Annotated in this window: 26 protein-coding genes; 20 read left to right on the forward strand and 6 right to left on the reverse strand. The window is 49.6% G+C overall.

Annotation, left to right across the window (positions count from 1 at the left end):
• Positions 1 to 62 precede the first annotated feature (62 nt).
• Both AC27K1_RS05100 and AC27K1_RS05105 read right to left on the reverse strand, forming a co-directional pair.
• On the reverse strand, positions 63 to 2,075 hold the full coding sequence (locus AC27K1_RS05100) for a leucine-rich repeat domain-containing protein (RefSeq protein ID WP_487148819.1): 2,013 nt from the start codon (positions 2,073 to 2,075) through the stop codon (positions 63 to 65).
• 142 nt (positions 2,076 to 2,217) lie between these two features.
• A complete protein-coding gene (locus tag AC27K1_RS05105; RefSeq protein WP_487148821.1) occupies positions 2,218 to 2,364 on the reverse strand; it encodes a hypothetical protein in 147 nt (48 codons plus the stop codon).
• 402 nt (positions 2,365 to 2,766) lie between these two features.
• Here AC27K1_RS05105 and AC27K1_RS05110 point away from each other — a divergent pair, with 402 nt between their 5' ends.
• From AC27K1_RS05110 to AC27K1_RS05150, 9 genes are all read left to right on the forward strand, one after another.
• On the forward strand, positions 2,767 to 3,135 hold the full coding sequence (locus tag AC27K1_RS05110; RefSeq protein WP_487148823.1) for a F0F1 ATP synthase subunit I: 369 nt from the start codon (positions 2,767 to 2,769) through the stop codon (positions 3,133 to 3,135).
• Positions 3,136 to 3,148: 13 nt separating this feature from the next.
• Positions 3,149 to 4,024 carry a F0F1 ATP synthase subunit A gene (gene atpB / locus AC27K1_RS05115; RefSeq protein ID WP_487148825.1) on the forward strand — a complete coding sequence of 292 codons (876 nt, stop codon included), beginning with the start codon at positions 3,149 to 3,151 and terminating at the stop codon, positions 4,022 to 4,024.
• A 120-nt stretch (positions 4,025 to 4,144) separates the two neighbouring features.
• Entirely contained in the window at positions 4,145 to 4,411 is a 267-nt protein-coding gene (atpE, locus tag AC27K1_RS05120) for a F0F1 ATP synthase subunit C (RefSeq protein ID WP_487148827.1), read from the forward strand.
• Positions 4,412 to 4,511: 100 nt separating this feature from the next.
• The gene (locus tag AC27K1_RS05125; protein WP_487148828.1) at positions 4,512 to 4,982 is read left to right on the forward strand and encodes a F0F1 ATP synthase subunit B; all 471 of its coding nucleotides are present in this window, start codon (positions 4,512 to 4,514) and stop codon (positions 4,980 to 4,982) included.
• Between the two features lie 13 nt (positions 4,983 to 4,995).
• The gene (locus AC27K1_RS05130) at positions 4,996 to 5,529 is read left to right on the forward strand and encodes a F0F1 ATP synthase subunit delta (protein ID WP_487148829.1); all 534 of its coding nucleotides are present in this window, start codon (positions 4,996 to 4,998) and stop codon (positions 5,527 to 5,529) included.
• Positions 5,530 to 5,560: 31 nt separating this feature from the next.
• Positions 5,561 to 7,105 carry a F0F1 ATP synthase subunit alpha gene (gene atpA, locus AC27K1_RS05135; protein WP_487148830.1) on the forward strand — a complete coding sequence of 515 codons (1,545 nt, stop codon included), beginning with the start codon at positions 5,561 to 5,563 and terminating at the stop codon, positions 7,103 to 7,105.
• Positions 7,106 to 7,165: 60 nt separating this feature from the next.
• Positions 7,166 to 8,026: a F0F1 ATP synthase subunit gamma gene (gene atpG, locus AC27K1_RS05140; RefSeq protein ID WP_395180618.1), complete on the forward strand. Its 861-nt coding sequence runs from the start codon at positions 7,166 to 7,168 to the stop codon at positions 8,024 to 8,026.
• A gap of 38 nt (positions 8,027 to 8,064) precedes the next feature.
• A complete protein-coding gene (gene atpD, locus AC27K1_RS05145; protein WP_395181881.1) occupies positions 8,065 to 9,441 on the forward strand; it encodes a F0F1 ATP synthase subunit beta in 1,377 nt (458 codons plus the stop codon).
• A 108-nt stretch (positions 9,442 to 9,549) separates the two neighbouring features.
• Positions 9,550 to 9,978: a F0F1 ATP synthase subunit epsilon gene (locus tag AC27K1_RS05150; protein WP_395180619.1), complete on the forward strand. Its 429-nt coding sequence runs from the start codon at positions 9,550 to 9,552 to the stop codon at positions 9,976 to 9,978.
• 69 nt (positions 9,979 to 10,047) lie between these two features.
• Here AC27K1_RS05150 and AC27K1_RS05155 read toward each other — a convergent pair whose 3' ends face one another.
• Positions 10,048 to 10,890: a hypothetical protein gene (locus tag AC27K1_RS05155; RefSeq protein WP_487148831.1), complete on the reverse strand. Its 843-nt coding sequence runs from the start codon at positions 10,888 to 10,890 to the stop codon at positions 10,048 to 10,050.
• A gap of 462 nt (positions 10,891 to 11,352) precedes the next feature.
• Between AC27K1_RS05155 and AC27K1_RS05160 the strand changes: the two genes are divergently transcribed.
• The 3 genes from AC27K1_RS05160 to AC27K1_RS05170 all read left to right on the forward strand — a co-directional run bounded on the left by AC27K1_RS05160 (position 11,353) and on the right by AC27K1_RS05170 (position 13,600).
• Complete coding sequence (locus AC27K1_RS05160; RefSeq protein WP_487148832.1) at positions 11,353 to 11,577, forward strand: hypothetical protein; 225 nt, start codon at positions 11,353 to 11,355, stop codon at positions 11,575 to 11,577.
• Between the two features lie 78 nt (positions 11,578 to 11,655).
• Positions 11,656 to 12,219: an RBBP9/YdeN family alpha/beta hydrolase gene (locus AC27K1_RS05165; protein ID WP_487148833.1), complete on the forward strand. Its 564-nt coding sequence runs from the start codon at positions 11,656 to 11,658 to the stop codon at positions 12,217 to 12,219.
• 148 nt (positions 12,220 to 12,367) lie between these two features.
• Positions 12,368 to 13,600, forward strand: a complete 1,233-nt coding sequence (locus AC27K1_RS05170) for a BaiN/RdsA family NAD(P)/FAD-dependent oxidoreductase (RefSeq protein WP_487148835.1) — start codon at positions 12,368 to 12,370, stop codon at positions 13,598 to 13,600.
• An 82-nt stretch (positions 13,601 to 13,682) separates the two neighbouring features.
• On the opposite strand, the gene dsdA is transcribed toward AC27K1_RS05170, so the two are convergent.
• Positions 13,683 to 15,038, reverse strand: coding sequence for a D-serine ammonia-lyase (gene dsdA, locus AC27K1_RS05175; RefSeq protein ID WP_487148836.1), 1,356 nt, complete (start codon positions 15,036 to 15,038; stop codon positions 13,683 to 13,685).
• A gap of 316 nt (positions 15,039 to 15,354) precedes the next feature.
• Between dsdA and AC27K1_RS05180 the strand changes: the two genes are divergently transcribed.
• The 5 genes from AC27K1_RS05180 to AC27K1_RS05200 all read left to right on the forward strand — a co-directional run bounded on the left by AC27K1_RS05180 (position 15,355) and on the right by AC27K1_RS05200 (position 19,230).
• The gene (locus tag AC27K1_RS05180; RefSeq protein WP_487148837.1) at positions 15,355 to 16,452 is read left to right on the forward strand and encodes an RICIN domain-containing protein; all 1,098 of its coding nucleotides are present in this window, start codon (positions 15,355 to 15,357) and stop codon (positions 16,450 to 16,452) included.
• Complete coding sequence (locus tag AC27K1_RS05185; protein ID WP_487148838.1) at positions 16,452 to 16,724, forward strand: PadR family transcriptional regulator; 273 nt, start codon at positions 16,452 to 16,454, stop codon at positions 16,722 to 16,724. The genes AC27K1_RS05180 and AC27K1_RS05185 overlap by 1 nt, the downstream gene beginning before the upstream one ends.
• 87 nt (positions 16,725 to 16,811) lie before the next feature.
• A complete protein-coding gene (locus AC27K1_RS05190) occupies positions 16,812 to 17,318 on the forward strand; it encodes an ImmA/IrrE family metallo-endopeptidase (RefSeq protein ID WP_487148839.1) in 507 nt (168 codons plus the stop codon).
• Positions 17,319 to 17,364: 46 nt separating this feature from the next.
• Entirely contained in the window at positions 17,365 to 17,766 is a 402-nt protein-coding gene (locus AC27K1_RS05195) for a hypothetical protein (protein ID WP_487148840.1), read from the forward strand.
• A 138-nt stretch (positions 17,767 to 17,904) separates the two neighbouring features.
• Positions 17,905 to 19,230: a hypothetical protein gene (locus AC27K1_RS05200; RefSeq protein ID WP_487148841.1), complete on the forward strand. Its 1,326-nt coding sequence runs from the start codon at positions 17,905 to 17,907 to the stop codon at positions 19,228 to 19,230.
• Between the two features lie 107 nt (positions 19,231 to 19,337).
• Here the strand turns inward: AC27K1_RS05200 and AC27K1_RS05205 are convergent, their stop codons facing one another.
• Both AC27K1_RS05205 and AC27K1_RS05210 read right to left on the reverse strand, forming a co-directional pair.
• A complete protein-coding gene (locus tag AC27K1_RS05205; protein WP_487148843.1) occupies positions 19,338 to 19,736 on the reverse strand; it encodes a DUF2721 domain-containing protein in 399 nt (132 codons plus the stop codon).
• A 121-nt stretch (positions 19,737 to 19,857) separates the two neighbouring features.
• Positions 19,858 to 21,330: a DUF945 family protein gene (locus tag AC27K1_RS05210; protein WP_487148844.1), complete on the reverse strand. Its 1,473-nt coding sequence runs from the start codon at positions 21,328 to 21,330 to the stop codon at positions 19,858 to 19,860.
• A 236-nt stretch (positions 21,331 to 21,566) separates the two neighbouring features.
• On the opposite strand from AC27K1_RS05210, the gene AC27K1_RS05215 reads away from it, so the two are divergent.
• The 3 genes from AC27K1_RS05215 (at position 21,567) to AC27K1_RS05225 (ending at position 25,400) form a co-directional block, all read left to right on the forward strand.
• Complete coding sequence (locus AC27K1_RS05215; RefSeq protein ID WP_487148845.1) at positions 21,567 to 22,472, forward strand: oxygenase MpaB family protein; 906 nt, start codon at positions 21,567 to 21,569, stop codon at positions 22,470 to 22,472.
• 95 nt (positions 22,473 to 22,567) lie between these two features.
• Complete coding sequence (locus tag AC27K1_RS05220; protein ID WP_487148846.1) at positions 22,568 to 23,815, forward strand: hypothetical protein; 1,248 nt, start codon at positions 22,568 to 22,570, stop codon at positions 23,813 to 23,815.
• A gap of 343 nt (positions 23,816 to 24,158) precedes the next feature.
• The gene (locus AC27K1_RS05225; protein ID WP_487148847.1) at positions 24,159 to 25,400 is read left to right on the forward strand and encodes a hypothetical protein; all 1,242 of its coding nucleotides are present in this window, start codon (positions 24,159 to 24,161) and stop codon (positions 25,398 to 25,400) included.
• Positions 25,401 to 25,561 lie beyond the last annotated feature (161 nt).

A 25,561-nucleotide genomic window follows, 5' to 3' on the forward strand; every position in this document is an offset into this window, starting at 1 on the left:
AAAATACGTCAGGTGATGGGACGTGCTGCCAAGGCATTGTCCGCCAGCCTGAAACCCATTGATCAAGGGGCTTGATAGGGTGTTCGTTGTTGCTTTGTTCGTTTCGACCTTCGTGGTCCCTGTTCTTCAGCGGGTTCCGTAACGGTTTTGCGCTTTGGCGCTGTCAGTCCGCGCTTTTTTGAAGAGACCGTTGTCTTTCTGGCTGCGGGTTTCGTTTCAGTGGTTTCGCGCCGGGGTGATGAGGTGCCTGGCATCGGTTCCGGGGCAAAATCTGTTTTTAAATACCTATCGAAGTAGGGTTGGATTTTCTTGTTAAATGTCATTAAATCGATATGCTTTCTGTTGATAGATTCAATTTCACACAGAAACGTCACGAGTTCTTCTGACTCAAATAGCTCATCAGTGTCAAGCCTGACTGATTGCAGGGTTTGCGTGTAATCCTTCTCTTTATCGGATTCGCTGGCAATGTTGTCAATATAAAAAAGAGTGTCGGATAAGTATTCATGGAATGTAAATGTATGCTTAAGCCTGTTTTTGTAGTGCAGAAAAATTGAATACGTATCATTTTCGGTTTTTGATGTTGAAAGGGGGGCAGTTTTTGATGTTGAAGGGAGGTCAGTTTTTGATGTTGAAAGGGGGGCAGTTTCTGATTTTGAAAGGGGATCAATTTTTGATGCTTTTTTCGTTTTGCTTTTACTGGTATGGGATCTGGTTATTTTTTGCAGTTTTTTCAGTTGTTTGGAAATTGTCAGGTCTCTGAATAATGTATTGATGTGGGTCTTCTCTTTAATAATGGCGTTGCGTCTTTCTTTGTCCTGGAGTTTATTGATGATATCGATACATTCAATAAATGTTGGATCTTCAATCTGTGGAAAAAATGTGTATGATGTTTTCTGTGGCGTGTCATAATTCATGTAGAGTGATGTTAATGTTTTAGTGAACATTTTTTTAAGCGGTTCTATCTTGTCTTTCTTTATAGATACGTTTTCTTTACTTAAGACTTCATAAATTTTTAAAATGATTCTTATGTTTTCAATAGTATCTTTTTTTATATAAGTTAAAAGGCTGTCTTTTGTTTTGGCAGGCGTGTCGGTGATCAATTCTTTCAGTGATACAATAGACTCTTCTTTGAGTAGATGTTCAGTTTTATCATAGCTGGATTCTGAAGTATCACTAAGATTATCTTGATCATCGCTGGATGCTGAAGTCTCACTGACATCATCTTCACAAGGCAATATATAGGCTGATCTCATGTCAGATGCTGTACTTTGAGTAAATAGGTATTCGGGGTTTTTGTCTGAGAGGTGCTTTATGCGTTCAGATTCTGCTATCGGATTGTTTTGCAGGTAAATACAGGTTCCTTTCATTTTTAATCTTTCATTGATGGCTGTAATTTTATTATCGTTAAGCGCTAATTTTTTAAGTTTTTTTAATGAGTTAAGGCTGTTGGGTATTTCCGTAATCGCATTTCTGCCAAGTAATAAATGGGTCAGATTTTTCAATGTGCAGAGTGCTGCCGGGATTTCGTTAATTTGATTGTTTGCAATGTCCAGTTTTTCAAGCGTTTTCATTGAAAATAGCGCTTTTGGAATCGCGTTGATAATGTTTCCTGATATATAGAGTGAGGTGAGTTTTAATTCGAGTATTTGTTCTGGTATTGTGTAAAAAATGTTGTTGTTTAGTTTGATAGACGTAATGTGGGTCATGGATTTTATTACATTTGGCAGGTTTGATAACAGGTGTTCCTGCAGATCTAAAACATGTTTTTTTTTCCTGATTGAAGCGTTAATTCGGTTATAGGCTCCCATGTGCATTTGGTAAACTTCAGCAATATTTTCACCATGCGCTTTATTTACCCATAGATACAAATCAATCTTGTCGCTGATTGACATTATTTCGCTTATTTTTCTTGCGTTTATTTTATGCATTGTTGCAGTGGTAATGAATTGTCGTTCATGAGTATCTAGCTGTTCAAGTATCGCTTGGGTTTTCTTGACTGCTTTTTCTTGTTGTGTCTTTTCTTGATTTGAAATGCCGGGTGCCATAGTAGGACTGATGAGTGCTAAACGTATCATGATAGATGCCTTAATCCAGTGATAGTTAAAGAATGATTCATGAGGCTGATGGTTTTGCTACCTAAGCAGATAGTTATTCAGGCAGCCTATCAAATAACCCGGTCACATATCTGACAACAAAATGCTGATAATAGAATAGGGACTAACTAAAATCGTCAGCAATAAAACTATTCAGCTTGTTATGACTCCCCGCCCATGTTGTTTGCCTGTCAGGATGCGCCGCGCGGGTGGCGCTGTGCGCAGGACGCTTGTTCAGTGCCGGGTTTTTCAGGGCCCGAATGTTTTGCATGGGCAACACCTGCTTGTACAAAGCGCGTTTTTTGCAGGTGAGGGTCCGTTTCTGTCTCCTTTTCCGAACTTTTGTTCAAGCGGAAGCATCTGCCGGAAACCGGCATTCCAGACGATTTTTCTGTCTCGACGGGTCGGATCAGGCAGGTCGCTCCGTTCTGGTGCGTACGTGGTTGAACCTAAGTATTAATACCCATATAATCGCAGCCGCCTTAGCGTCATTACGGCATAAGCACAGTAATGACCGGGAAGTGTACGGATAATAATGCTGGGAAGCGGCCGGTTATTGCATCGCCAGCGAGACATTTGACGATGCAGTACATGATCAACGGGCTGGGGATTCTCTCGATACATGCAGGCAACGTACAGGCACAGTTCCAGACGCGGTAAAGGTGCGGCGGGTATGCCCCGGCCACCGGTTTACCGGGTGATCATCGCCCAGGCCGTGGTGACGGCAGTACTGGCGCTGGCGCTGCTGGCCGTTGACCGGGTGATGGCGCTGTCCGCCCTGCTCGGTGGACTGATCTGCCTCCTTCCCAATGCCTGGCTGGTGCGCAAGGCCTTTGCCCACAGTGGCGCACGTTCTGCCCGGCGCATAGTCAACAGTTTCTATAAAGGTGAAGCCGGAAAATTCCTGTTAACCGTTTGTGGTTTTGCTCTGGTGTTTGCCTGGGTTCGTCCCCTGCATCCGCTGGCGCTGTTGGGGGCTTTTGCGGTAGTACAGGCGGTAAACTGGTTTACCCCGGTCATTCTTAAAAGCAGGGTGAGTTGACGAGAGCACGATTATGGCGAGTAGTGGACAAACATCATCGGAATACATCGTTCATCACCTGCAGAACCTGACCTATGGTCAGCTCCCCGCAGGCTTTGAGCGTTACGACGGCAGCGTCTTGAGCGAAGCCACCTGGACCATCGCCCACGGCGCCGAGGAAGCGAAGGCCATGGGTTTCTGGGCCTTTCATGTGGACAGTCTGTTCTGGTCGGTCTTTCTTGGCCTGATCTTTATTGGCTTGTTCCGTTACGTTGCCAAAAAAGCAACCAGCGGCGTGCCCGGCGGGTTGCAGAACCTGGTGGAAACCATTGTTGAGTTCGTTGACGGCAGTGTGAAGGATACCTTCCACGGCAAGAGCAAGGTGATCGCCCCGCTGGCGTTGACCATCTTTGTCTGGGTGTTCCTGATGAACCTCATGGACCTGGTGCCGGTTGACTGGATACCGGGTCTGGCGATGCTGGTTGGCATCCCGTATATGAAAATTGTGCCTTCCACGGATCCGAACATCACCCTGGGACTCTCTCTCAGTGTGTTTGCCCTGATTATTTTCTATTCCATCAAGGTGAAAGGCATTGGCGGCTTTATCGGAGAGCTGACGCTGCATCCGTTCAACAGCCCGAACAAAGCGGTACAGGCACTGTTTATACCGGTGAACTTCCTGCTGGAATCCGTCACCCTGATCGCCAAGCCCATCTCTCTGGCGCTGCGACTGTTCGGTAACCTGTATGCCGGTGAACTGCTGTTCATCCTGATTGCGCTGGTGGGCTGGTTCCAGCTGCCCATGCACTTCCTCTGGGCGGTATTCCATATTCTGGTCATCACGCTGCAGGCCTTTATCTTCATGATGCTGACCATTGTGTACCTCAGCATGGCCCATGAGGATCACTGATTCGTCTCCAGAGGAGAGCAGGGCGAAGGGGGTGCGCCCTGTACAGACACTCAGGGATTTAACTAAAAACCGTTGTTCCAACTTTACTCACACACAACGACACAGTCGGGAGAAAATCTAATGGCATTAGTAGTAGGTATGACCGCTATCGCAGTTGCACTGCTGATCGGCTTCGGCGCCCTGGGCACTGCTATCGGCTTTGGTCTGCTGGGCGGCAAGTTCCTGGAAGGCGCTGCACGTCAGCCGGAGATGGTACCGATGCTCCAGGTCAAAATGTTCATCGTGGCAGGTCTGCTGGACGCCGTTACCATGATCGGTGTTGGTATCGCGCTGTTCTTCACCTTTGCCAACCCCTTCATCGGTCAGGCGGCTGCCGTCCTGCAATAAGCTGCGGTTAATGATTGTGTGAGTGCGCGCCGGCCCCGGCCACCGGGGTCACGCAAGCGACTCAACGACCAGGACATTAACTGAAGCGAGAGGTATTGGCGTGAACATCAATGCGACAATCATCGGTCAATCGATAGCCTTCCTCGTCTTCGTGTGGTTTTGCATGAAGTACGTTTGGCCGCCGATCATGCAGGCGCTGTCTGAACGGCAGAAGAAGATTGCCGAAGGGCTGGAAGCCGCTACCCGCGCCGCCCAGGATCTCGAACTGGCCCAGCAGAAGGCCACCGACAACCTGCGTGAAGCGAAGGAACAGGCCCAGGCCATCATCGAGCAGGCCACCAAGCGTGCCACCCAACTTATCGATGAATCGAAAGAACAGGCCCGCGCCGAAGGCGAGCGTCTGAAAGTGGCAGCCCAGGCAGATATCGAACAGGAAGTGAATCGTGCCCGCGAAGTACTGCGAGCCGAAGTGGCGACCCTGGCAGTAGCCGGCGCCGAGAAAATTCTGGGTTCGCATATCGATAACGGTGCCAACGACAAGCTGGTTGACCAGCTGGTCGCTGAACTCTGACAGGGGGCGTGTTATGGAACTGACCACCTGTGCCCGGCCTTACGCAAAAGCGGCGTATGAAGTGGCCAGCGAAAACAGCGCCCTGCAGTCATGGTCAGACATGCTGCGGACAAGCGCAGCCGTAAGTGAAAATGACAAGATTCGCCGGGTGCTTTCCTCGCCGGTGCTGACCAGCCGTGAACAGGCGGATGAGTTTATCCGCGTGTGTGGCGACAGCCTGGACGAGAAGGGGCAGAACTTCATCCGTACCCTGGCGGACAACAAGCGAATCACCCTGCTGCCACAGATTGCTGACCTCTTTGACCGGTTCAAGGCCGAGCAGGAGCGCACTGCTGATGTGGAAGTCATTTCGGCTTTCGCGCTGAGCCAGGAACAGCTGGATCGTCTGGCGGAAAAACTGCACAACCGGCTTGGCCGCGAGGTGAAGCTGCGCGTGATTGTGGATAAAAGCCTGATCGGCGGCGTGGTTATCCGGGCGGACGACATGGTCATCGACGGCAGTGTCCGCGCCAGGCTGGCGAAGCTGGCAGACGCGATGAATTCCTAGCTTATAAAAGCTGACGGTTAAGAGGCAGGACATGCAGCAACTGAATCCATCTGAAATCAGCGACATCATCAAGAGCCGTATCGACAGCCTTGAGGTGTCCAGCGAAGCCCGCAACGAGGGCACTATCGTCAGCGTTTCTGACGGTATCGTACGTATCCATGGTCTCGCCGACGTTATGTACGGTGAGATGATCGAATTCCAGGGCGGTGTCTACGGCATGGCCCTGAACCTGGAGCAGGACTCTGTCGGTGCGGTCGTACTGGGGGACTACAAGCATCTGGCGGAAGGCCAGACTGTGCAGTGTACCGGTCGTATCCTGGAAGTGCCGGTTGGCCCGCAGCTGCTGGGTCGCGTGGTTGACGCCCTGGGTAATCCCATTGACGGCAAGGGTTCGATTGAGACCGAGCTGTCTTCTCCGGTAGAGAAAGTGGCACCCGGCGTTATCGCCCGTCAATCAGTCGACCAGCCGGTTCAGACCGGTTATAAGGCGGTTGACGCCATGGTTCCCGTTGGCCGAGGCCAGCGTGAGCTGATCATCGGTGACCGTCAGACCGGTAAGACCGCCCTGGCTATCGACGCCATTATCAACCAGAAGGGCACGGGCATTAAGTGTGTCTATGTCGCGATCGGCCAGAAGCAGTCGTCCATCGCCAACGTGGTGCGCAAGCTGGAAGAGCACGGTGCGATGGATCACACCATCATCGTTGCTGCCGCCGCCGCTGACCCGGCCTCCATGCAGTTCCTGGCGCCGTTCTCCGGTTGCTCCATGGGTGAATATTTCCGTGATATCGGTGAAGACGCCCTGATCATCTATGACGACCTGACCAAGCAGGCCTGGGCCTACCGCCAGATCTCTCTGCTGCTGCGTCGTCCGCCGGGCCGTGAAGCCTATCCCGGTGACGTTTTCTACCTCCACTCCCGTCTGCTGGAGCGTGCGGCCCGTGTTAACGCCGACCACGTTGAGAAGCTGACCAACGGTGAAGTGAAAGGCCAGACCGGTTCCCTGACGGCCCTGCCGATCATCGAAACCCAGGCCGGTGACGTTTCTGCGTTCGTACCGACCAACGTTATCTCCATCACCGACGGTCAGATCTTCCTGGAAACCGACCTGTTCAACGCGGGTATCCGTCCTGCGATGAACGCCGGTATCTCGGTATCCCGAGTCGGTGGTGCCGCCCAGACCAAGATCATCAAGAAACTCGGTGGTGGTGTGCGTCTGGCCCTGGCCCAGTACCGTGAACTGGCGGCGTTCGCCCAGTTCGCCTCGGACCTGGATGATGCGACCCGTAAGCAGCTGGAACACGGTCAGCGCGTCACAGAACTGATGAAGCAGAAGCAGTATGCTCCCATGTCCGTCGCCGAGATGGGTGTGGTGCTGTATGCCGCTGACAAGGGCTTCCTGGACGACGTTGAACTGAAGAAGATCGGCGCGTTTGAAGCGGCCCTGCTGTCCTTCGCCAATGCGGAGTACGCCGAGCTGATGGCCAAGGTGAACGAATCCGGTGATTTCAACGGTGAGATCGAGGCCGGCATCAAAGAGGCCATCGAGAAGTTCAAGGCCACTCAGACCTGGTAAAGGACCTGGTAAATAGCGACGGTTGCAGGTTCGCCTGCAACCGAATGCTGAGGAACGCATATGGCAGGCGCAAAAGAAATACGCACGCAAATTGCGAGCATTAACAGCACGCAAAAGATCACCAGTGCCATGGAGATGGTGGCGGCGTCCAAGATGCGCAAGGCGCAGCAGCGTATGGAGCATTCCCGCCCCTACGCGGACCGCATTCGCCAGGTGGTTGGCCATGTGGCCAACGCTAACCCGGAGTACCGTCACGCCTACATGCTGGAACGTGACGTGAAGCGGGTCGGTTTCATCGTGGTGGCCAGTGATCGGGGCCTGTGTGGCGGCCTGAACACCAACCTGTTCAAGTCCACCGTGCAGTCCATGAAGGAGTGGCATGACCAGGAGATCGACATCGACCTCTGCCTGATCGGCAGCAAGGCGGCGTCCTTCTTCCGCAGTTTCGGGGGGAATGTTTCCGCAGCCATCAGCCAGCTGGGTGATGAGCCGAACATTGCTGACCTGATCGGCGGTATCAAGGTCATGCTGGATGCTTACGACGAAGGACGCATTGATCGGCTGTTCGTGGTGTACAACCGCTTTGTGAACACCATGACCCAGAAGCCGATCAACATTCAGCTGCTTCCACTGAAGCCGGATGAAGACACCGAACTCAAGCACCACTGGGACTACATCTACGAGCCGGACGCCAAGGCGCTGCTCGATGGACTCCTGGTGCGCTACATCGAGTCCCAGGTGTATCAGGCTGTGGTTGAGAACAACGCCTGTGAGCAGGCGGCCCGGATGATCGCGATGAAGAGCGCGACCGACAACGCCGGTGAGCTGATCAACGAACTGCAGCTGGTTTACAACAAGGCGCGTCAGGCGGCGATTACGCAGGAAATCTCCGAGATCGTAAGTGGCGCTGCTGCGGTATGACCGTAGCCAAGACATTATTTCAGGGTGAGGATGAATCTATGAGTAGCGGTCGTATCGCACAAATCATCGGCGCCGTTATCGACGTAGAATTTCCGCGCGAAAACGTACCCCAGGTATACGACGCGCTGACCGTCGACGGCAAAGATCTGACCCTCGAGGTCCAGCAGCAGCTGGGCGACGGGGTGGTCCGTACCATCGCCATGGGATCCACCGAAGGTGTGGCCCGTGGACTGGCAGTAAACAACACCGGCAACCCGGTCATGGTTCCCGTGGGCACCAAGACCCTCGGCCGGATCATGGACGTCCTGGGTAACCCCATCGACGAGAAAGGCCCCATCGGTGAGGAAGAGCGTTCCCCGATTCACCGTGAGGCGCCCAGCTATGCCGACCAGGCAGCCACCAACGAGCTGCTGGAAACCGGCATCAAGGTTATCGACCTGGTCTGCCCGTTCGCGAAAGGCGGTAAGGTCGGCTTGTTCGGCGGCGCAGGCGTGGGCAAGACCGTTAACATGATGGAGCTGATCCGTAACATCGCCATCGAGCACTCCGGCTTCTCCGTATTCGCCGGTGTGGGTGAGCGGACTCGGGAAGGTAACGACTTCTATCACGAAATGATGGAGTCCGACGTACTGGGCAAGGTTTCGCTGGTGTACGGCCAGATGAACGAGCCGCCCGGCAACCGTCTGCGTGTGGCGCTGACCGGCCTGACCATGGCCGAGAAGTTCCGTGACGAAGGCCGTGACGTACTGTTGTTCATCGACAACATCTACCGTTACACCCTGGCGGGTACCGAGGTATCGGCACTGCTGGGCCGGATGCCGTCCGCGGTAGGTTACCAGCCGACCCTGGCGGAAGAGATGGGGGTTCTGCAGGAGCGTATTACCTCCACCAAGACCGGTTCCATCACGTCCATCCAGGCCGTATACGTGCCTGCGGATGACTTGACCGACCCGTCGCCGGCGACCACCTTCTCCCACCTGGACGCGACCGTGGTACTGAGCCGTGACATCGCCGCCAAGGGTATCTACCCGGCGATCGACCCGCTGGATTCCACCTCCCGTCAGCTGGATCCGCTGGTCATTGGCCAGGAGCATTACGATGTGGCCCGTGGCGTTCAGACGGTTCTGCAGCGTTATAAGGAACTGAAGGACATCATCGCCATCCTCGGTATGGACGAACTGTCCGAAGAAGACAAGCAGACCGTCAGCCGCGCCCGTAAGATCGAGCGTTTCCTGTCCCAGCCCTTCTTCGTGGCGGAAGTCTTCACCGGTGCACCGGGTAAGTATGTTTCCCTGAAAGACACCATCCGTGGCTTCAAGGGCATCCTGGACGGTGAATACGATGCCCTGCCGGAGCAGGCGTTCTACATGGTGGGTTCCATCGACGAAGCCGTCGAGAAAGCGAAGAGCCTGTAATCAGTAGACTCACTGTAAACACAGGTGAATCGACAGAGGGAAGGGTTGATCAAACAACCCAACCCTCTGGGGAAACTGGCCTAAACTGGAATGTCTGTGAGGCAGAATATGGCGATAACCGTGCACTGTGACATCGTTAGTGCCGAAGAAGAGATTTTCTCAGGACTGGTGGAGCAGATTGTTGCGACCGGTTCCGAGGGTGATCTCGGCATCTCGCCGGGGCACGCGCCATTGCTGACGGCGCTCAAGCCCGGCCCGATCCGTGTCCTGAAACAGGACGGGGAAGAAGAAGTGTATTACATCTCCGGCGGCTTCCTGGAAGTGCAGCCGAGCCAGGTGAAAGTACTGGCGGATACCGCCATGCGCGCCGGCGATATGGACGAAGCCGCCGCCCTGGAAGCCCAGAAGCAGGCTGAGCAGGCGCTGGCCAACCAGCAGGGCGAGTTTGACTACTCCCGTGCGGCAACCCAGCTGGCGGAAGCGGCGGCCCAGCTGCGTACGCTGCAGGCAATCCGCAAGAAGCTTGGCAAGAAGTAATAATAAATCGTCGTATAAAAAAACCCGCTATTTTGCGGGTTTTTTTATATTTCAAATAAGCTGTTTTTTTTAAAAATATTGTCGAAATGGTCTGAATGATTTTATTTTATCCATTACTTTACTCGAAAAAGAACGGGGCGAATCTTCTTCTGAAGATATGTGTTGAGATGCATCTTTAAGTAACGATTTGAATGAATCAAGTGAATCTTCATCTTCCCTGCTAGCTTGAATTTCCTCTATGTTTTCAGTGATATCATCGTAATCATTTAAAATCGTGAGGAGCTGGCTAACAAATATACTGCATTCCTGAAGTAATGCTACAGCCTCTGGCGTTGGGAAGTCTTGTGCGGTTTCTTTCAGTTGATTAATGAGTACTAAGTGTTTATAGGTAATGCAATTATTGTCTTTTATTGCTCTCACCAAGTCTTCTCTAATATTATCATTTTGTTGTAGAAACTCCTTAATATGTTTGTTGTAGAATTCTACTCTCAATTGATAATGCCCATCACCATTAGGATGGCAGATTGCCCCGATTGTTGTATTAGCTTTCGACAATAGCGCAAGAATATTATGTCCCGGACGATTTTTGGCGAGCGCTTCAAGTGCTGCTTCCAATAAACGTTCTGCCTCATCAGTCATTTCAGTTAATGATCTGGCCGCATTTTGTGCGGTCGTAGATTCAGTGGTTAGTCGTGTACTTTCTATAGCTGTTTGTTCGGATAAGGTTCGTGCACTCAAGGGAGTTGTGCCCGTTCTGTTCAGACCAGAGGATTCCGTCATTGTTGGTGTAACAGGTGATGCTTTCTTTACCCAAAAGCAACAGAAGAGAATGGCGAAGAAGTTTTTTACCTTGGAACAGAAGCCGGTAGTTTTTTTAGTTGTGGTGGGCGCCGTTGTAACATTGTTTTCCATTAAGCATTCCTTGCATTTGTGACAGCTGGTGAAACGTGTAATGGTTAGCGACCTGGTCAGTATTCCGCACGTTACGCAGGCTGTAGTATCTATATTGTTAGCTTTGAAAATATCGTGAATTAAAAGTTCCCTGACCGTCGAAAAATAACATGGAATATTGGAAAGTGTGGCCTTGGCAGGGGGCATTTGTCCTGGTATTGAAGCAGCCTGTCAATCAGTTCCCTTATTAGTGAACCAACTCTGGTTTATCCGGTAATATAAGGACGATTATGAGAGTGTCTGTCCAGACATTCATGCCTGTCTCTGGCATCGTCGCAAAAGTCAGACGATAGCGTTTCTTCTCAATAAATAATGAATAACCAATATGTTAGGTTTTTTTGATGCAAGTAAGCTCTGGATATCACCCCGGATAAGGTATATTCGTTCCGAATGGCCAAACCCCTATTTTTCAGGAGTCAGACGGTGTTCAAATATCAAGCGGTATTGGTTGGTTTGTCAGTGCTTCTAACCGGTTGTGCAACCCAGGGTAACTGTCCGGACCCTCGCCCTGAAGTCTGCACTTTTCAGTATGCGCCAGTGTGTGCAGAGACAAAAACGGGAACGCTAAGAACAGAAAGCAATGCCTGTTCGGCCTGCTCTGATCCAGAGGTTGTCGGTTACACCGAAGGTGAGTGTCCGGTCAGGTAATCAGTGCGATTGCCGCTGGCACTGCTGATCCCGGTATCTTGTCTATAATGCCGTGAATCTGATGACAGGAGTCCAGACATGAAGGTGGTTTTCATTCATGGTAACGGGGGCTGTTCGGCAGATATGCACTGGTACCCCCAGGTTGCAGAAACACTGGAACAACAGGGGCTGCAGGTTGTTTTAACAACATTTCCTGACAATGAGATTGCCCATCAGGCCATATGGCTTCCCTTTCTTCGCAATGAGTTACAGGCCGGTGAAGACAGTATTCTTATCGGCCATTCGTCCGGCGCCATCGCCGCCATGCGCTTTGCACAACAGTTTCCCATTATCGGCTCGGTGATTGTGGCGGGTTACCATACCGACCTGGATGTGCCTGATGAACGGGAAGGCGGTTGGTTTGATGCCCCCTGGGACTGGGAAGCGATTCGTCGCAATCAGCAGTGGATTATTCAGTATGCATCGGTGGATGATCCGTTTATCCCGATCGCTGAAGCGCGCCATGTGCATGAGCAGCTGCAGACGGAATACCATGAATATACCGATGAAAATCATTTTGGCGGCGGGGGGAAACGCAAGACAAGCTTTCCCGAACTGGCGAATGCAGTACTTGAAAAGTGTCAGATCCAACCGGGCCGTTGATAGCAATCGCGCAAAATACGAAAAGCCGCTATCGAAAAGGCCGCTTCCGGGCGGTGAACTACGCATTGGTTCAGCGGGAGTCCGTGGTTTATAGTGCGCGAAACAATCCGCCACTTTGAATACACGACTGATCAGGACTTCTTGCCCTATGCCGCTTTCCCGTCCCCTGTTACCGGATTATGACGTTATTATTATCGGAGCCGGTGCAGCAGGTTTGATGTGCGCATTAACCGCCGGACAACGGGGGCGCAAGGTGCTGATCCTTGATCATGCCAATAAGATCGGCAAGAAAATCCTGATTTCCGGTGGTGGTCGCTGTAACTTCACCAACCTTTATACCGAGCCTGCGAATTACCTTTCTGAAAACCGGCATTTCTGTATTTCTGCGTTACGGCGCTATACCCAGTGGGATTTCCAGGCGCTGGTGAATAAATACGGTATCGCCTGGCATGAGAAAACCCTCGGCCAGCTGTTTTGCGATAACCGTTCCGGTGACATTGTGAATATGCTGGTGGATGAATGCCGGGATGCAGGCGTTACTATTCAGCTGAAAGCGCAGATAGAAAAGATCAGGCCGGTGACCAATGGCGAAGCCTGTCGTTATCGTATTACCAGTTCCCTTGGGGAATTCAGCGCTCAGTCCCTGGTCATTGCAACCGGTGGATTGTCGTTTCCCACGATGGGTGCGACCGGCCTTGGATACGACATTGGTCGCCAGTTCGGACACCAGTTGATTGTTCGGCGTCCGGGGCTGGTGCCGTTTACCCTGCCGGCTGAATGGTTGCGTCAGTTTGGTGAGCTGGCGGGGGTGAGTGCTGAAGTGGTGGCGAGCTGTGGCAATCAATCCTTCAGGGAAAAACTGCTGTTTACCCACCGGGGCGTGAGCGGCCCTGCGATTTTACAGATTTCTTCTTACTGGCAGGAAGGTGAGACGGTTTCAATCAACTGGTTGCCCGGGATTGAGATTGAATCCTGGTTGCGCACCATGCAGCAGGAGCGTCCGAAGGCCGAGACGCGAACCGTGTTGTCAGAATACCTGACACGCCGTCTGGCGCTGGCACTGTGCGAAAACGGGAACCTGGCCCGTTTGACCGACAAAGGCCATAAGCCGATCAACCAGTATACGGATGCAGAATTAAATGTACTGGCTGATAGTCTCGAAAACTGGGCATTAACCCCCTCTGGCACAGAAGGCTACAAAAAGGCGGAAGTCACGCTCGGTGGTGTGGCAACCGATGAAGTCTCTTCAAAGACCCTGGAGAGCCAGCGCCAGCCGGGTCTGTTTTTTGTCGGGGAAGTACTGGATGTGACGGGTCACCTCGGTGGTTTCAACTTTCAGTGGGCCTGGGCGTCCGGGCATTGTGCCGGGCATTATGTGTAACACCTGAACGCCGTGTTGCGGTTGATAAACATAATCCCGGCCAGTCCTGAGGGTATTCTACTGGCTGGCGCCACCTGAAACGTCAGCCATTCATCTCTGCTGCAAGATAATCCTGTCCCTTGCGGATGTAGCGGCGCATTTCTTCCATCGGCACCATGTTTCCTCCGGTTGCCCAGGCAATGTGGGTCGCATGGTTCAGCTGTTCTTCACTGAATCCCATGCGTACTGTGTAATCCTGATTTTCAGCCATTACCCGGGCGATACCGGGTACACCCGCCAGGGCAGACGGCTCCAGACGGATATTCTCATGGCGATTCATCAGAGCCAGCAGGCAGTACATTTCTTCATCTGTCACCGTGAAGTAACCATCCAGAAGACGCTCCATGGCCTTGCCGACGAAACCGGAGGCACGGCCTACGGCGAGGCCATCGGCGGCGGTGATGTTATCAATACCGACATCCTGAACCGAGACCTGGTCATGCAGGCCGGTGTAGACACCCAGCATCATGCAGGGAGAGTGGGTCGGCTCGGCAAAAATACAGTGCACGTTATCACCGAATGCCATCTTCAGGCCGAAGGCGACACCGCCGGGACCGCCGCCAACACCGCAAGGCAGGTAGACGAACAGGGGATGATCCTTATCCACCACAACATCCATGTCATCCAGCTGCTTTTTCAGGCGTTCTGCGGCAACGGCATAACCGAGGAACAGATTGGTGGAGTTCTCGTCATCGACGAAGTAGCAGGTTGGATCGGATTGAGCCTGACGGCGGCCTTCTTCTACGGCAATACTGTAGTCATATTCATATTCCACCACCTCAACGCCGTGCGCACGCAGCATATCCTTCTTCCACTGGCGGGCATCGGCAGACATATGCACAGACGCCTTAAAGCCCAGGCAGGCACTCATGATGCCGATGGAAAGACCCAGGTTGCCGGTAGAACCCACCGCCACGGAATACTGGTTAAAGAACTGGCGGAATTCATCACTGGCCAGTTTTGTGTAATCGTCCTGCACGCTCAGCAGGCCGGCGTTGATTGCCAGTGTTTCCGCGTGTTTGAGTACTTCATAAATACCGCCGCGGGCTTTGATTGAGCCGGAGATCGGTAGCTGGCTGTCGAGTTTCAGCAGTAGCTGGCCGGGCAGTTCCACACCATAACGGCTGGCAATGACAGACTGCATGACAGGAATAGCGCGTACCGGTGACTCGATAATGCCATTGGATGATTCGGTCTCCGGGAACATCGTCTTGATAAACGGTGCAAAGCGATCCAGACGGGCACTGGCATCGTGGATATCGTCCTGGTTCAGGCCCACGTAAGGCAGCGCTTCTTCCAGCGTAGTGATATTGGGGTTGAACCACTGGGTTTCCTTCAGTTCAACCATGTCCTGGATCAGCGGATGTTCGTTGATCCATTGCGCGATGGTATTGCTCATGAAGTGTCTCGTTAATCCGTTTGGCCTTGAGTTCAGCAACCGTGAAGTGAGGGTAGTCAATTCAGTAAAGCGGCGGTATATACCTACACAGCAATACGGATAATCAGCCCGACCGGTATCAGCTTGGAAGTGGGTGGTTGCAGAGGGCAATCTAAGCAAAGGTGTGTTCAGTGACAATCGATATATTGGCAGTCCCGGGATAAAAACGATGCATCTGTTGATGGGGAGCAAAACTGTTATATAGCAAAAGTCAGTGTCATTACTCGGACAGAAGCGCTAGGCTGCCCCGTGTGAACGGATTTGCAGAGGTGTTTGAATGAACCTGTGGAAACCATTGCGTCACGCTCGCAGCTATTGGCTGATGTCGCTTCTTTCACTGATCGGGATACTCATTGGGTGTTCTCCCAGTACTATGGAGCTTTCACCTGCACATAATGGGAAAAAGATTGTTCTTCCCGACAGCGGACTCGAAATTGGCGCCTTTTTCTATGAGGATAAGAAGGGCCCCAATGAATTATTTATCAGGGACCTGACATCCGGAGAGCGGGTTCAGATAACCAGCCAGAAACAGAGGATTTCTGATGTTATTTACAATAAGCATCGGGATGTCATTTATTTTGCCCAGTCTGGGCGGGATGCAGACAGCAATCTGTTAGAGTGGCTCGGGCGGCGTATAGCGATTAATTCGCCGGGCCGGTTCTCAGGATTCAGAATTTACGTTATTGATCTGAAGAGTAAACCGTATCAAGCCGTAGAGATTCCTTCCCGGTATAAAAGCTTCGCATCACTGCAGTTTTTGAAATCGGGTCATGAAAATGGCGTTTACCGATTCAAGGAAATCTACGATGACCTGTATGATATTTTGCCTGATCAGACGATACAAAAGGTCAGACGCATTGATGAGTTGTACCCGCCTTCCCACAAGACAGCGAGTGAATTTGGGGATGGCACCTATGTCATCGTGAATGCGGATTTTCAAACCTGTTTATCAAAGGACACTCGTCGTATGAGTGCCACTGAGGATTTTGTCACAATCGAAGCGTGTGCAGAGAATGACAAAAGGCAGCACTGGCGTTTTGATAAGATCGACAATCGTTTTTACAGGCTGATTAATCGCGCCAACCAGCGGTGTCTGGCTGTGAATGAATGGCCGATGATTTATCTCTGGCCCTGTGACGACACGCAGTATGTTGAACCGCCTGAAAGTGATGTGTGTTCTTTCAGTTGCAGAAAAAAAGAGAGCCTGCACTGGAGTATTGAGCCTGATGGTGATGCCTACCGGATTATTGATGCCTTTGATGCGAGATGTTTACAGCAGGATGAAGGGCGGCTCTCCAACTGGCAGAGGGAGTGTTCTGGTAAAGCAGGCTTATGGCAAATAAAGCAGGTAATACCAGAAAAAGCTGGCGACTAATGTCAAAACCTGCCTTCAGGCTTAGCATCAGGGGCAGTACCGTAGAGATGACAGTGCTGATGGAGCACCTGCAGGATCACGGTTACAAGATCAGCCCCGGTACGCTGTACCCCTTGCTGCACAAGATGGGGGAAGATGGATTGATCGTGAAAGAGACCCGGGTGACAGAGGGGCGGCAGCGCAAGTTTTACGGCATCACTGAGCTGGGCCAGGAGGTATTGGAAGAAGCCAACAGCAAGATTGGTGAACTGGCCCAGAAGCTGAATGACTGACCGGTTTATCGGGATGGGTGGTCATGGTCACCGGAAACAGGGTAAGGTTCATCCCACGAGCTGCCATAAATAACAGGAAATCATAAGATGTCCGCTCAGATACAGGCAGAAGAACAGCGGTATAACCGCCAGCAGATTCGGGACTTGGCAACGGAGTTGCTGATCAACGTGGGTGTGCGCGAACAGTTTCCGACACCGCTGGAGGAAATCATCCATTACCTCGGTTATACCGTCGAGGAATTCGAGCCGGATGAAGACACGGATCGAGTCTCGGGGGCGGTGAATCACCGCCATAAGACCATCTACATCAATCATCAGGATTCCTCGCGCCGGCAGATGTTTACCCTGGCCCACGAGATTGGCCATATCTTCCTGCACCGTGAGCTGGAAGGCAGCCATATTGATTACCGGGATGGCGCCCTAACGCCCCGGGAGCAGGAGGCCAACCATTTTGCGGCGGAACTGCTGATGCCGGAGAACCATTTCCGGCACACGTGGATCACCTGGGAAGGGGAGCCTGAGCTGGTGGCCGCTACCTACGGTGTCAGCGCCGAGGCCGTGCGAGTCCGGGCGGATATTCTGCAGCTGGCCTGAACTTCCGGTCATGGATGATCAAAAAGAATAATAAGAGGCAACCGACGTGGCGAATGATGAAGCACTGCTGGAGCGTATCGCATCCCGGAGCCAGAAGCGCCCGGAGCGTGCCGGTACGGTCAGTGAACAGGCGCTGCGGGAAACCAACCATCAGCTGTTATTGGAGCGGATGCAGGAAATCCGCGCCCGCCGGAAGCACCGCAAGCAGTTTGACAGCAAAACCTTCACCCTGTTACGGATTCAGGTGGTTTTCCTGGCAGGGATTATCCTTCTACAGGGCTTCAAACCGTTTGGATTTCACCTGGATGAGTGGGTATTCGGTATTTTCGTCAACGGCAGCCTGATCTATACCTACGCCATCATTCGCTATATCGCATCCGATTTATTTAATGGGCGGCATGATTTGCTGAAAATTCATCAGGATAAAAGCCTACTGGAAAAACCATGAACGCTGGCATGTAGGAACTCAATCTATTTATTCAGAAACCCTGACTAAGTAGTTATTCAGAAATAGTCAACAATTGGATAGAATTTTCCATTTGGTGATAGCGCTCAATTTTACACAAAGGGATAATCAGGAGAAGAAATGGAACTAAACGAGAATCTTTCAGTAACCTATAAAGGTTTTGCTCTAAGGAGAACACAATCTGAAACGAACCTTTCTTCTGGTGCTTTATTTAGCTTGCGGACTGTAAGTTCTGAAGACAATGTGGATTATAATGTCCTTAAAAATAATGATGATATCAATTTATTATGTCACTCGGGTAAATTTATTTTTTCAAGAGCTGTCTTTTGTGTGGAGAAATTTAAAGACATTGTCTTTCGTTTGAAAGCTGAAATGGACAAAGATAGTTTTGATTCTTTAATTGACGATTTTTTTATTTATTTCAAAGTTGCTTATGCAAACTATCTGAAAATGACAAGGGTTGACGATACCCATCTGCTTAAAAATGAATTCTTGCATCAATACACTTTGACATTTATTGTTTTTTTATCGGACCAGATAAATGACAAGGATAAAATACTATGCGAAAACAGTTGTCTATTTATTACTTTTCTGGGATTCAATATTGAAACAATTTTAAAAGAGCAGGACAAAATCAGGAAGCTTATTAAACCAGCCATTATTAGTGTGTTTGGGGTTGAATTTGATAGAGAAATAAAAAGGTTTATGAATGATAGTCAAATGGTATGTAGAGTAAATGATCATGATTTAACTATTAATTTCAACCCTTATTTTGACCTTAACGTTTTAGAATTGTTTTTGCAAAAAAATCCAAATATCCTTGATGATTTTTTTTGTCTTGACGTCAATGGTCGTTATAGCGAATTTGATATGGATGAAGTGTTTGATTCCACATTAATCTATTACCTTGCTCAGGAATACTTGTTGATTAATTTACCTAAAGAGATTGCACCATTACTTTATGATTATTGTCACAATAGAGTGTGTTGTTTCATGATGAACTTATTGCCTGATTTATTGCCAGATGGAGTGCTTCTATTTTGTCAAAGAATGAATATACCCACTATCATAGATGATGTTGATTTTCAGACATGGGTAAGTTTCAATCGGACCGAAAGCTGTCGACAGGCGTACTTAAGAGCTGACCGCACATCTATGGGCGACTTTCGTCAATTGCTTGATGCTCGTGAAAGAATGTTGCAGGAAGCTGCAGAAGTTGCAAAAAGCCACATTCTGGAATTGTTACCCGATTTTTTGTCAGCATGGCTACCAGATCATTTGGAAGATGCAGTGTTTCAGAGCGTAAAACGGCGTATTGGCTGCGATGAAATGGCTGGAGAAACAGGACACATCGGAAGCATGAATGAAGTGGTTCATGAAACGATTCAGCGAATGGATCAGACCGTTTTGAATTATATCCAGACCGGACCTGAAGAGGCAGAATAATCAATCTGCACGGTATGACAGAAATGCAGCCCACTGAGAAGAGAGGCATGCATTTACGACGATCTGCCACGATGGCAATCCTATGATCTATCTGCGGTGATACGTTTTTAGCGGTGCTTTATTCCATCGCTCTGAGCTGTAAATCCAGGGCCGCACCGGAAATACGGATCTCCAGCGCACAAACGACCAGCGACGCCAGCAGAAACAACAAACACAACCCGAAAACCACCATCGCCGCAGCTTCCATATTCAGGAACAGCAGGAACATATCCACCACACAGAATGAAGCTGATGATGCCAAGTTGCTGCATCTGCTTGATGTAGTTCATCCGTATTCGCAGGTTGTCGATCTGCCCTGACAGGGATTTGCGCTGTGGGTTTTCCCGAAACGACTGGTGCAGGTTTCGAACCAGTGCCGCCAGCGACAGGTATTTGTTGGTATAGGCAAGAAACAGCAGGGATATCGCAGGGAAAAACAGGGCTGGGGTAGTAAGCGTCAGTTCCACGGTAAATGCCTGGGCTGGATGGTACACCGGCTGCAGAAAGTCCCAGCAGCCGGTGTGTAATTTATCATGGAATCATAACGGGCATCACTAACAGAAATGGCCGTGATGCACGATGTTCAGGTTAGTGGCCGACAGGCAGTTCAACCGGCACATCGTTGATGCTGAAAATGCCTTCTTCCAGGCGGAACATCAATTTCCGTTCTTCCACCCAGGGTTTGCGGACGTCTTCCATTGCCTGCAGGCAGAGCTGCTTGCGCGCTATGTCCACTTCCGTGTCGCAGGCCATCAACAGGAAATCGCCGGAGATCGCCATGTTCTGACACAGGGCGGCCATTTGTTTGGCATGGCTTGGCGGGTTACCGTCGGCCATGGCAGAAGCGCTGCCAAAGTGCTCACAACCCCAGTTGATCATGGCGTCCGTTGCCGAGAAAGAAACGGTGCTGTTAATGGCATTCAGGGCCTGCTTGCTCATGGCCTGGCTGTCCGCCTCGGTGACAGGAGGGTTGTTCAGGTATTGGGTCAGAAGTTCGCCTGTATGCTGGTTGCCCTGCAGGCTGAACCCGAGAGATACGTCACCATGAACGGTTTTCAGGTCAATGTTGTCGATGGCGAAACGAGGCAGATGCCGGGTGAATTCAACCGCAACATCCAGTAACTCTTCCCGTCCCTTTTCGGCTTCCACGGAATCCATGGACTGGCCAATACTGATCAGTTTTTTCATGGCCGAAACACTGAGATTCTCCGCCGAAAACTGAATATCGAGGTTTTGAATAAAGTTCTGGCCATCGGGAATGGGCACCATGGGAATGAGGATTTCCCCGGTTTTCACCTGTACCGTGGATGACAGCAGGTCTTCTTCCAGCTGCTCATTGCTGCTGATGTTCAGGTCAGTCACCTTGAGCAGGGTTTGTAAGCCGATGGGGGTGACGCCACTGAGTGTCATCTCGGGCATCGTCATGCGCCACTGATTAAAGCCGTTTTGAAGGGTGAGCACACCGTCGGAGAAACGAATAACGCCTGCGACTTCACCGCTTTCCACGATCTTCCAGTCTGCAGGCGTCAGGTTAAGGATGATGTCTGTTCCCTGCCGGTTGCTGCTGTCATACGTTGCACGGGTGCCGTCCAGTTGCAGTTGCAGATCACTCACAGGATCCAGTGGAATACTGTATTCAGACGCTTCAACTGTCACCGTGGTGTGTCCGTCCCACCCCTGGGAAAGTTCAATCTTGCCGGGGACATCAAGCTCCATACCCACCTGGTCCATGGCATAGTGCATGTCCAGTGATGCAGATGCCATCGTTGGCAGGGATAGCAGCGTACCGTGGTGGACGACGCCCTCAAGGGTGATGCTTTCACCATTGAGCTCACGTAGCCCCGTCCCTTCCAGGCGGGCCGTGAGATGGGTCTGGGTATAGCCCTTGTCCAGTTCCAGCTGACTGACGGTATAGTGGTTCGTCTCAGCGATCGTCTGGATCTGGCGGCTGAGTTGGTCATTGATGATCTTTCCGCTGACCGCGGGTAACAGTAAGGCAGTCGCACCGGCGACGCCGGCAATCAGTCCCAGTGACAGGACGAGTTTTTTTATTTGGCTCATTGCTGCGTGTTTTCCCTGAGCATGGATGGAGTCCTGAAGCACAGCGGCCGGTCACGGAGGTGGAGCGGTTTTCAGGCATTCATTATCAATACTATACAGAAGGTCACGGGTTGTACCACTTCAGCCGGAGGATGTGCCATCACGATCTTCATGTTAACGTGTTGCATCGCGATCATAAGCGTTATTTCATCGTTCCTGATTTAAAAAATAAAAATACGTAAGGAAGCGAATAAACCATGTTGAAGCTGCGAACCGGCAAGCATACCCAACGGCTGGCGACCCTTGATCCTGAAAAAGACCACCATGAAATGGTGCGGGTGATGGCCGAACATGAGTTCCCGCTGGATACATTGATCGCCGGTGAACTGGCCCAGCTGAAAACCTTTGGCATTCCGGGAATTGCCCGGCTACTGCACCAGACCGGACGCTACGAAAAAGAGAGCACCAAACGGCTGGATGATACCAAGGCTATTTTGCGCGAGATCATGCAGCCCGGGCCCAACAGCACGGAAGGCCGGGAGATGGCAGAGCATCTGAACCATATCCATGGTTTCTATAAAATTCCCAATCATGAGTTTCTGTATACCCTTTCCCTGTTTGTCTTTGAAGCTGTGCGATGGAATGACGCCTTTGGCTGGCGTGCCATGACCCGGAATGAAAAGGAAGCGTTTTACCGGGAGTTTTGTGGCCTGGGCGAGGCGATGAATATTCAGGATATTCCGTCCTCCTACGAGGCGTTTGAGCAATGGAAAACCGCGTATGAACAAACGCATCAGGCGTATACGCCGGAAGCGGAGAAAGTCACAGCCGGTATATTGAAAGGCCTTGCCGCCCTGCTGCCTGCCTGGCTCAGGCCGTTTACCCCAACACTGGTGGCAACACTCATTAATGATGATCAATTGCTTGAAGCCCTGGGGCTGAAAGCACCGAATGCATGGCAGAAGCGCGGCATTATTGGGCTGATGAAAACCAGGGCATGGTGTGGTCGTTATTTAAATCCCTGGGAAAATCGGTCTTTTGCCGACAGTCACATTGTTAATCACTATATCCACTACCCGGATGGCTACCAGCGGATGCGCCTCGGCCCCAAGGTGTTGGTAGACCGGATTTATGCACGTAACAAATCCAGTGAAGTGACCTGAAACCTTAACCGGACATGTCAGTTTTTCACCGGGCTGTGAACTAAATACATTCGCGGAGGTCACAAAACAGCAAAGTACCAAGGAATTGAGACAGAATGGCAAGTTCTGCCGATGCTGCACAAGCCAGTGTCAGACCGCAGTTAATATCACCACAGGGTTCTGAGAAATCCTCAGCATTGAGTGTTTCTGCTTTTACGAGGGAGGTGCAACGCGCCTTTCCTCTACCTGCGCTGGATACGTTAGATGCTGATTCAGACGCTTACTGGTTCAGTAATGAAGTTCCCACTTCAGAAAATAAGGATCTTGATCTTAAAAATACAATCAGGGAATTAGCCAGGCTTCCAACCGATCTCAGGGACAGGCATGTTGCCATAATCACTGGAGAGGGAGGAATGCTGTCATGCTTGCCTGAGCTTTCGAGAGTCTGCTGCATGGTTTTGCATGTTGATCATAACCCTAAGCTTCTTCATTTTATTCAGATATTGTTTGAAGCGTTAACCTCTTCAGACAGAGGTTATGACTTTAATGAGGAAGATAATTGGCTGGAACAGGCAATGACAACACTGAAGGATGGCATTGGGAATAGTGCCCAGTGTAAAAGCGATCCTATTCGTGGTTTCTACTATAAAAACAAGAGTGGTATGGAAAAGTACCATTGTTTCTATTCCGCAGAGAGGCTTGAGGAAACAAAAAAAGCATACGAATTATGTAAAATAATTCCAGTCAGTGCAGATTTCTATAATCAGGATGAAATGGTAAAACTGGGTGGGATGATAAAAGACCATCATCTCTCGGTTGTTTATATTAATCTATCTAACGTAACTGATTATTTTCATGGTTTTTTCTCACAAAACAAATTTTCAGGAAGGGTTTCAGGAATAGACCCGGGTTTGTCTATTGAAAGCTTGCCTCTGGAAAATAATGCGCTATGTGCCCTCAGTTCATCTAAGGTGGCGCCACGATATACAAAATGTTGCCAAAAAAAAGATTATCGAAATGAACTACATGATGCATCCCAACGGTGTGCAGATAAAATTATAAACGATTTGGCTAAAAGTTATACTTCATTATATCTACCATTGACCTATCCCTTTCGGAAATGTTTTGCTCTTGCGCAAGTTAAAAAAGAGGCCTATAGCAAGATTGAAGCATTGTTGCGCCTTAGCTTGTCGCAATTATCAGACTCCGAGGCTTTTGAACTTAATAAACATAAATCACTTGTTGAGCAATTTTTAAGCAATAATAATGAGGTTTCAAGAGATCAAGCTACTAGCTTCATGGCCATAGTTAATACAGCTATCAAAGAAAAACCTAACCTTCACGGAAAAGGGGGGGGTGAATGATTTTTTCACTATGTGTCACTCTAAATAAATAATGATTATATATTTGGTGCTGTTGTCAACCAATACTCAAACCACTTCATTTTATTGGGAGTGAGTGTTACGTAGATTAACAAATATACCCGGCAATACTTAACTGTCTCCATTAATAGTTTTATCAGGTTCAGTGCTGGTGAATAGATAACAATCTGATAGTGTGTATGCTTTTATCTGACCGATCATCCAGTACTTTCTGGAAAAAGGGCTGTATTAGCTGCATTAAGAATTTAAGTTCTTGAAAGACTTGAACCAAATTATTTGGTAAGGGTCATATGGACAGATAGTAATCGCAAAGGAGTTTTATACAATGGAATATTTGAGAGATGCTGCTGGAGCACTATATGGTGCTGGGTCGCAGGCAATATCAACAACACTATCAAAATTGAGTGCTTCAGCTTTTGCGAGACAGGTTGAAGCCGTCTTCCCTCTTCCCAGGGTGGGTGATCTTGAGTCTGGTTCGGATTCTTTTTTGATTAGCAATGAGGTTCCTGACCGAGAAAATCAAGATGTTGATCTTAAAAGAACAATAGAAGAATTAACTAAACTCCCAACCGAGCATAGAGAAAGACGTGTTGCAATAATCACTGGAGAGGGAGGTCTGCTCTCATGCTTACCTGAGCTTTCGAGAGTGTGTAGTATCGTTTTACAGGTAGATTATGACCCTGTTTTACTCTATTTGGTTCGGATATTGTTTGAGGGTTTAACCTCTTCAAAAAGGAAATTTTCTGAAGAATCTGAGTCTCTTTGGTTAGAGCAAGTAGTAAAAAAACTGGAAGGTTCTATGGAAAGGCCTCCAAGATGTCTGGATGATGCAATACGATCTTCTTACTTTTCTAACAAGCAAGGTATGGGTAAATATCATTGTTTTTCAACAGAACATAGGTTTAATGAAACGAAAGCGGCATGTAAGACATGTACAATAATTCCAGTCAGTGCAGATTTTTATAATCAGGATGAAATGGCAACGTTGGCTAAGTTGATAAAAGATTATCATCTCTCAGTTGTTTATATTAATCTATCTAATGTTACTGATTATTTCCATGGTTTTTTCTCAAAAAACCAATTTTCAGGAAAGGTTTCAGGAATAGACCCAAGTCTATGTGTTGAAAGTTTTCCACTGGAAGATAACGCACTATGTGCGCTCAGCTCGTTACGAGTGGCACCACGATATACAAGATATTGCCATAAACAAGATTATCGAAAAGAGTTACATCATGCAGCCCAAAGACATGCAGATAAAATAATAAATGATTTAATTAAGGGAAACTCTTCATTACATGGTTCATTGACCGAGCCTGTTCATAGATGCCTTGCTCTAGCGGAGTCAAAAAGTGGCTATTGCGAGATTGAACCATTATTGCGTCTTAGTTTGTCGCAATTATCAGATTCTGATGCCCATGAATTGAAGAAAAAGAAACTAGAGATTGAGCAGGCTTTAAGTAGCAATACTCGAATTACAAAAGATCAAGCTATTATCTTTATGAATATTGTCAATATTGCCCTATCCGAAAAACTTAACCCTCATGGGAAAGAAGGGGGTAGTGAATAATTCCGTTGTTGCCATGCGGCGTCCAGCAATGCAGGCGACTGTGAAATTTTTCGGTTACCGTGCAGAGGTTGTGTAAAAAAACATTCATTCTCTGCACAGTAAGTGATCAGGGCGTGGCGACTTCCTGCTCAATGAGCATATCGAGAATCCAGCGCTTGCTG

It is taken from the genome of Kistimonas ophiarachnellae (assembly GCF_057552235.1).